Source organism: Dehalococcoidia bacterium (assembly GCA_035574915.1).
In the GTDB taxonomy this organism is placed as follows: Bacteria; Chloroflexota; Dehalococcoidia; order DSTF01; family WHTK01; genus DATLYJ01.
In genome coordinates, this window is the sequence record DATLYJ010000097.1 from 1 (window position 1) to 6493 (window position 6493).

Annotated in this window: 10 protein-coding genes; 6 read left to right on the forward strand and 4 right to left on the reverse strand. The window is 69.6% G+C overall.

What is annotated here, in order from left to right; genetic code table 11:
* Both VNN10_09205 and VNN10_09210 read left to right on the forward strand, forming a co-directional pair.
* A partial coding sequence (locus VNN10_09205; protein HXH22195.1) for a kelch repeat-containing protein occupies window positions 1-756 on the forward strand: 756 nt, incomplete at its 5' end.
* A 67-nt stretch (window positions 757-823) separates the two neighbouring features.
* Window positions 824-1318 (forward strand): peptide chain release factor-like protein, encoded by a 495-nt coding sequence (locus VNN10_09210; GenBank protein ID HXH22196.1) that lies wholly within the window; start codon window positions 824-826, stop codon window positions 1316-1318.
* A gap of 29 nt (window positions 1319-1347) precedes the next feature.
* On the opposite strand, the gene VNN10_09215 is transcribed toward VNN10_09210, so the two are convergent.
* From VNN10_09215 to VNN10_09225, 3 genes are all read right to left on the reverse strand, one after another.
* On the reverse strand, window positions 1348-1566 hold the full coding sequence (locus tag VNN10_09215; protein ID HXH22197.1) for a hypothetical protein: 219 nt from the start codon (window positions 1564-1566) through the stop codon (window positions 1348-1350).
* 134 nt (window positions 1567-1700) lie between these two features.
* Window positions 1701-2726 (reverse strand): D-2-hydroxyacid dehydrogenase, encoded by a 1026-nt coding sequence (locus VNN10_09220; protein ID HXH22198.1) that lies wholly within the window; start codon window positions 2724-2726, stop codon window positions 1701-1703.
* Window positions 2723-3457 (reverse strand): metallophosphoesterase family protein, encoded by a 735-nt coding sequence (locus tag VNN10_09225; protein HXH22199.1) that lies wholly within the window; start codon window positions 3455-3457, stop codon window positions 2723-2725. Before VNN10_09225 ends, VNN10_09220 begins: the two co-directional genes overlap by 4 nt.
* Before the next feature lie 57 nt (window positions 3458-3514).
* Between VNN10_09225 and thiL the strand changes: the two genes are divergently transcribed.
* From thiL to ndk, 4 genes are read left to right on the forward strand one after another with little or no spacing between them, the layout of a single operon-like run.
* Entirely contained in the window at window positions 3515-4543 is a 1029-nt protein-coding gene (gene thiL / locus VNN10_09230; protein ID HXH22200.1) for a thiamine-phosphate kinase, read from the forward strand.
* Entirely contained in the window at window positions 4540-5025 is a 486-nt protein-coding gene (tsaE, locus tag VNN10_09235) for a tRNA (adenosine(37)-N6)-threonylcarbamoyltransferase complex ATPase subunit type 1 TsaE (GenBank protein ID HXH22201.1), read from the forward strand. The genes thiL and tsaE overlap by 4 nt, the downstream gene beginning before the upstream one ends.
* 16 nt (window positions 5026-5041) lie before the next feature.
* Window positions 5042-5716: a tRNA (adenosine(37)-N6)-threonylcarbamoyltransferase complex dimerization subunit type 1 TsaB gene (tsaB, locus tag VNN10_09240; protein HXH22202.1), complete on the forward strand. Its 675-nt coding sequence runs from the start codon at window positions 5042-5044 to the stop codon at window positions 5714-5716.
* Window positions 5717-5736: 20 nt separating this feature from the next.
* Window positions 5737-6189, forward strand: coding sequence for a nucleoside-diphosphate kinase (gene ndk / locus VNN10_09245; protein ID HXH22203.1), 453 nt, complete (start codon window positions 5737-5739; stop codon window positions 6187-6189).
* Between the two features lie 69 nt (window positions 6190-6258).
* Here the strand turns inward: ndk and rsfS are convergent.
* Window positions 6259-6493 (reverse strand): ribosome silencing factor (gene rsfS, locus VNN10_09250; GenBank protein ID HXH22204.1); only part of this gene is annotated, 235 nt, incomplete at its 5' end.

Sequence of the window (6493 nt, forward strand, 5' to 3'; positions counted from 1 at the left end):
GTAGCGTCCGGGCGAAGCTCTGACGTAGTCGAAGTCTACGACCCGGTGGCAGACCGCTGGCAGCGCCGCGCGCCGCTTCCGGAAGCGCGCGACCACGCGATGGCCTGCGCGCTCGACGGGCGCGTCTTCGTATTCGGCGGCGGGCTGGGCCAGCCCACGGACCGGGCCTTCGCCTACGACCCCCGCTCGGACAGCTGGGCGCGCCTTGCCGATATGCCAGTGAGGCGCACATCTGGCGGCGCTGCCGTCCTCGGCGGCCGGGTCCTCATCGCCGGCGGCGTGGGGGACCAACCGCGGCAGACCTTCTTGTACGACCCGGGCGGCGGCGCCTACAGCCCGGGCCCGGCGCTGCCGGCGCCCCGAGAGCACCTCGCGGTCGCGGCGCTGGATGGGCGCGTCTACGTGATTGGCGGGCGTTGGGACGGCGTCCTCAAGGACACTAACGAAGTGCTGGAATCGCCGTCAGGCCAGTGGCGCTCCCTGGCGCCGCTGCCGACCGCGCGCGGCGGCACCGCCGGAGGAGCGGCCGCCGGCCGCGTCATCGTCGCCGGAGGCGAGGCGTTCAACCCCTCCCGCACCTTCCCGCAGGTCGAGGCTTTCGACCCGGTAACGAACACCTGGTCGAAGCTGCCCGACTTGCCCACGCCGAGACACGGCCTGGCTGTGCAGGGCATTGGCAACGTGCTTTACGTGATCGGCGGTGGCCCCACCGCCGGGCTATCGGTGGCCCCCCAGAACGAGGCCCTGACGCTGTGAGGCAGATGGCGCCGCGCCGGACCTGAGCACAGGGAGCCGCATGTGTTATGCCTTACCTTGAGAGGCCATGACTTACTCGGACAAAGAGTTGCTGCGGGAGTGCGACGTGCACACCCATCGCGCCTCCGGTCCCGGCGGGCAGAATCGGAACAAGGTGGAGTCCGCCGTGCGCCTCGTGCACCGGCCCACGGGCATCACCGTTAACGCCTACGAGAGCCGCTCGCAGCACGAGAACAAGGCGCGCGCGCTCAGGCGCCTGCGGGTTGCGCTGGCGCTCCGCGTCCGGTCCCCGGCGCCAGAAGGCGTGCCGGAGGCCGTGGCGGCCTGCATCGGCAGGGACGGCAGGCTCGCCGTCGGGCGGCGCGACGCCAGGTACCTCGACTGCGCTTCCGCCGTGCTCGACGTCCTTCAGGCACACGACGGACGCCTATCGGACGCGGCCCGCCACCTGGGCCTCTCGACGGGCAACCTCTCCCGCTTCCTGGTCGCCGACGACGACCTGATGGCGGAGGCAAACCGGATCCGGAACGCCTTCGCTCTCAAGCCGCTGAAGCGGGGCTAGAGTGACCCCGGTTCTACGCCTGGCCCGGGCTAGCCCAGGTAAGGCCGGGCTTCCTGGGGAGTGAAGGTGCGCTCGCAACCCTGGCAGAAGTACGAGGTAGCCTTGTCCTCTTTGCCCATGTCCTCCAGCGAGTCCCAGCGCGGCATCAGGGCCGTGTGCGGGCAGGTCGCGGACGCGTGCTCCTCGGGGACCTCCGCCTGCAGGTCCGCCTCGGAGTTCTGACCGGATAGCTTCTTGAAGAGGCTCATGACGTTTCCCCCTTCCGCGCTCAGCTTAGGGCGGGGAGCCTCGCCAGAAGGTCAATGCGCGGCCAGGGCCGCATTACGGCGGCATCACCGAACCGCATACGCGGGGCGCCAGCGCATTCCACGCCCCGTTATGCTCAGTAGCCGCGTTCGGGGTCGACGACGTTCATCAGTGGCTGGCCCGCCAGGAACCGCCGCAGGTTGTCGCAGAAGATCGCCGTGGCGCGCTTGTTGTAGATCTCGGTGCCTCCCGAGATGTGAGGACTAAGTATGACGTTATCGAGGTCCCAGAGCTCGCTCTCCGGCGGGAGGGGCTCGCGCTCGAAGACGTCGAGGCCAGCGCCGGCAATCGTCCCCTCGCGCAGGGCCGCGATGAGGCCGCGTTCGTCCACCAGGGGGCCGCGGGCGATATTGATCAGGTAGGCGGTCCGTTTCATCTGCCGCAACTCCGCCTCGCCGATCATGCCCCGCGTTTCCGGCGTGAGCGGCGCCGCGATGACGACGAAGTCGCTTTCCGAGAGGAGATAAGGCAGGTCCGAAGGCGGCACGGCCTCGTCAGCGATGGGGTCAAGGCCGCGGGCCGTGAACGAACGGCGCATGCCGAGCACGCGGCAGCCGAAGGCCTTGCCCAGGCGGGCCACCTCCCCGCCGATGTAGCCCATGCCGACGATGCCGATCGTCTTGCCGAGCACCTCGCGCGGCATGAACCGCGTATATCGGTGCTCCCTCTGGGCGCGAAAGAGGCCTGGCCACCCCTTGGAAAACATGAGGACGTACGCCATCACGAACTCGGCGATCGGCGTCGCGGCCAGGCCGCCCGCCGTCGTGAAGGTGATGCCCTGGGCGATCAGCTTCGGGTCTACGCGTTCGGCGCCCGCGTGGGTGAGTTGGACCCAGCGCAGCTTCGGCGCCCGGTCGCGAAAGTCCTCCAGGCGGGAGATGGCGCCGCCCCAGAAGCTGAACAATACCTCGGCCTCCCGGAGGGCGCTGGTGAGCTCATCGAGGCCGGTGACGGCCTGGAGCTCGCTCGGGTAACGCGCCTCGCCCCGGAAGAGCCGCCGGGCTTCCTGGCCCAGGACCTCCACTTCGATACTGGGAGCCACCGCCTTTATCTCGTCCACCAGCTCAGGCTCGAGGGCAAACGTAACGACTACTCTGGTCATCGGCCGCGCGCCAGCCTTTCGATCAGGTACTCCGGCAGTCCCGCGAGTCGCATCTTCCTCTGGGTGCGGGCGATATCGTACTCGATGCGATGGAAGCTCAAGCGGCGCGCATCGGTGTCGAGCAGCGCGTAACAGGTGCGCGGATCGCCGTCGCGTGGCTGGCCCAGGCCGCCCGGATTGGCCACCACGCGGTGGTCCGCCAGCTCCAGGACGTCGCCATCGCCCATCAGGCTCCCGCGCACGCGGTCGGGCCCGAACTCGACGAACGTGAGCTGCAGGTGTGAGTGGCCGATGAGCCCGTAAGGGGTAGTCTGGCGTTCCAGGTGGCCGCTGGCCGCCTCCGAGCTGATGACGTACTCCCAGGTCGGGTCGCGCAGGCTCCCGTGGACAAGAGTGAAATCGCCGATGGTCTCCGCGTCCGGAAGGGCCTTCAGGTACGCCGCCTCCTCGCTCGTCAGCACGCTCGCCGTCCAGCGCACGGCCGCCGCCGCGTAAGCGTTGAAGTCCTCGGTGCCGATCTGGCCGCCGGCGGCGCGGTCATGGTTGCCCGCGACCGCCACGTGAGGATAGCGCCGTAGCAGCTCCAGGCAGGCGCCCGGCTCGGGGCCGTAGCCCACCAGGTCTCCGAGCGCCCATATGACGTCGATAGGGCCGCGAGTTTCCGCATGGGCGAGGACACTTTCGAAGGCGGCGAGGTTCGCGTGGACGTCCGCCACCACCAGGACTCTCACGCCCGCAATATAGCAGGCGTCCCTGCCGTCCCCTGAGGCGCACCTATAATCGAGGCCATGAAGGTCTCGGAAGCCGGCGAGTTCGGCCTAATCGAGCTGTTGTGCCGCGAGCTCGGCGTGCCCTACCCGCCCTCGCCGGAGTCGGTGCCGCGCCCCGGGTTCATCGTGGACCTCGGCGACGACGCGGCCGTAATGGAGCCCTCGGCCGACGCCACGGTCTGGACGACGGACACGCTCGTCGAGGGCGTGCACTTCCTGCCCTCGCGCACCTCCTGGCGCAACACCGGCTGGAAGGCCATTGCCGTAAACGTGAGCGATGTCGCGGCCATGGGCGGGACGCCCGGGACCGCCCTCGTCACGCTGTGCCTGCCCCCCGAATTCTGCCTGGAACACGCTGTCGAGCTTTACCGCGGCATGCGGGAATGCTGCGAGGCCTACGGCGTCACCGTCAGCGGTGGAGACATAGTGCGGTCACCCGTGTTCACCGTGACCGTGGCGGTGAGCGGCGTCGTACGCCGCGGCCCGGACGGCGGCTTTGCCGTGCTGCGCCGGAATGCCTGCCGGCCCGGGGACGCCGTCGCCGTCAGCGGTACCCTCGGGGACGCTGCCGCGGGCGTGCTGCTGCTCGGCGCCGGCGGCGCGGCAGCGGCAGCGGCAGCCAGCCTCATCGAGGCGCAGGAAAGGCCCCGCCCCCGCCTCGACGTGTCGGCGCGCGCCGTGGCGGCGGGCCTGAGGTGCGGCATGGACGTGAGCGATGGGCTGCTGCAGGATGCGGGCCACATCGCGCGCGCCAGCGGCGTGCGGATTCGCCTGGAGGCGGGCGCCGTCCCGCTCAGTCCCACGTTGCTTTCGGCCTTCCCGGAGCGCGCGCTGGAGTTGGCCCTTACCGGTGGCGAGGACTACCAACTCCTACTCTGCGGCGCCAGGGGAGTGATCGAAGGCTTGATCGTGGAGGGAGCCGACCTCACCATCATCGGAGACGCTCTCGAGGGAGAGCCCGGCGTGACAGTGATCGGCGAGGACGGGCTGGAGCGACACTATCCGGCAACCGGTTGGGACCACTTCCGGAGCGGCCCGCGGGCGTGAAGAGCCTCCGCTTCGAGAGCGCTAGTCCGGCTGAAACACGCAGGCTAGGGGAGCGCCTTGCCAGGTTCCTGCGGGCTGGAGACGTCGTCCTGCTCAGCGGCGAGCTCGGTGCGGGCAAGACGTGCTTCGCCCAGGGCATCGGGAAGGGCCTCCGAGTCGCCGAGCCGGTCAAGAGCAGCTCTTTCGTCCTCGTGAACGAGTACCACGGCCGGCTGCACGTGCATCACGCCGACCTCTTTCGCCTCAACGACCCCGGTGAGGTCGCGGACCTGGCGCTGGAGGAGAACGCCGCCGATGGCGTCCTGCTGGTCGAGTGGCCCGATAGGGCCTGGGAGGAGATGCCGCCAGAGCGCCTGCTCGTCCGCTTCGAGTTCGTGGATGACCGCCGGCGCCTGATTACCCTGGAGGCCACCGGCCGGCGTTACGAGGACCTCCTGGCCGGGCTGGCGGCGGCGTCGAAAAGCGAGGCGGCGCGAAGATGACCGGACGCAAGGCGCCATGGTAGAGGTCGCGATCGACTCCGCCTCCGACGTCGCCGGGGTCGCCCTCACGAGCGAGGGCGAACTGGTGTCGGAATTGACCTGGAAGTCACGCCAGAACCAGTCGCGTGAGCTGCTGCCGGCGCTGGACTGGCTCTTGAAGAGGGGCAACTTCGGGCGTCAGGACATCACGGCGATTTCGGTGTGCATTGGTCCCGGTTCCTACGCCGGGCTGCGAGTAGGCCTCAGCGCCGCCAAGGCCCTGGCCTACGGCCTCGGCGCGAGGCTCGCAGGTGTCGGCAGGCTCGCCGCCGACGCCCTGCCTTTCGCCATCGAGGAGGGCCGGCGGGTCATAGCCGTGCATGCAGCCGGGCGGGCGGAGCTCGCCTTCGCGGCCTATGCGCGCCACGAAGGCCGGCTCACGGAGGTCTTCCCGCCGCGGCTCGCCCGGCTCGAACAGCTCGCGCTCGAGGTAAAGAGCGGTGACATCGTCTGCGGGGCCCTGGACGAAGGCGCGGTCCGCACACTCCGGGAGAGCGGCGCGGCCTGGGCGGAGCCCCACCCGGCGCGCGTCCTCGCCGTGGCCGCGCTCGGGTGGCAACGCCTCCGGAGCGGCGACATCGACTCTGCCGAAAGCCTTGTGCCATTGTATCTGCGCGAGCCCGCCATCGGGCCGCAACCGTCGGCGCGCTGAACGACCGGAGAGGAGAGAGGATGGAGCGGACGCTGGTGCTGATCAAGCCGGATGCCATGCAGCGTGGCCTGGCGGGAGCCATTCTGGCGCGGCTCGAGCAGCGCGGCCTGCGCATTGCCGCCCTCAAGCTCATGCACGTCGACCGCGCGCTCGCCGAGCGTCACTACGCCGAACACGCCGGCAAGCCCTTCTTTGAGGGCCTGGTTTCCTACATCACCTCCTGTCCCATAGTGGCCGCCGTATTCGAAGGCACTGGCGCGGTGGAAGTGGTCCGGGCGACGATGGGCAAGACCAACCCGCGCGAGGCATCGCCCGGCACTATCCGCGGCGACTTTGGCCTCGAGATCGGCCGCAACCTGATCCACGGCTCGGACTCACTCGAAAGCGCTGCGCGAGAGGTCGCTCTCTTCTTCCAGCCTGGCGAATTGCACTCGTACGAGAGGGCGATAGACGCCTGGGTGTTCGAAAGGTAAGCACCCAGCGGTCGACAGCGCTGCCCACGCCCGTGTCGGGCCACCAGGCTGCGTCCGGATCGCCCGTGCTTACTGGAAGCGGACCGGCGCGACGCCGGCGCGGCTCCAGAGGCCTTCGAGGTTGTAGTAAGCGCGGTCCTCGGGCGTGAACAGATGGGCGATGACGTCCCCGAAGTCGATGAGGACCCAGCCGGAGTCGGCCTCGCCCTCGACATGGAGCGCGTTGACTCCTGCGGCCGCCAGGTCGCGGTCCAGCGTCTCCATCAGGGCGCGCATGTGCCGGACGTTCTGCGCCGTTGCGATC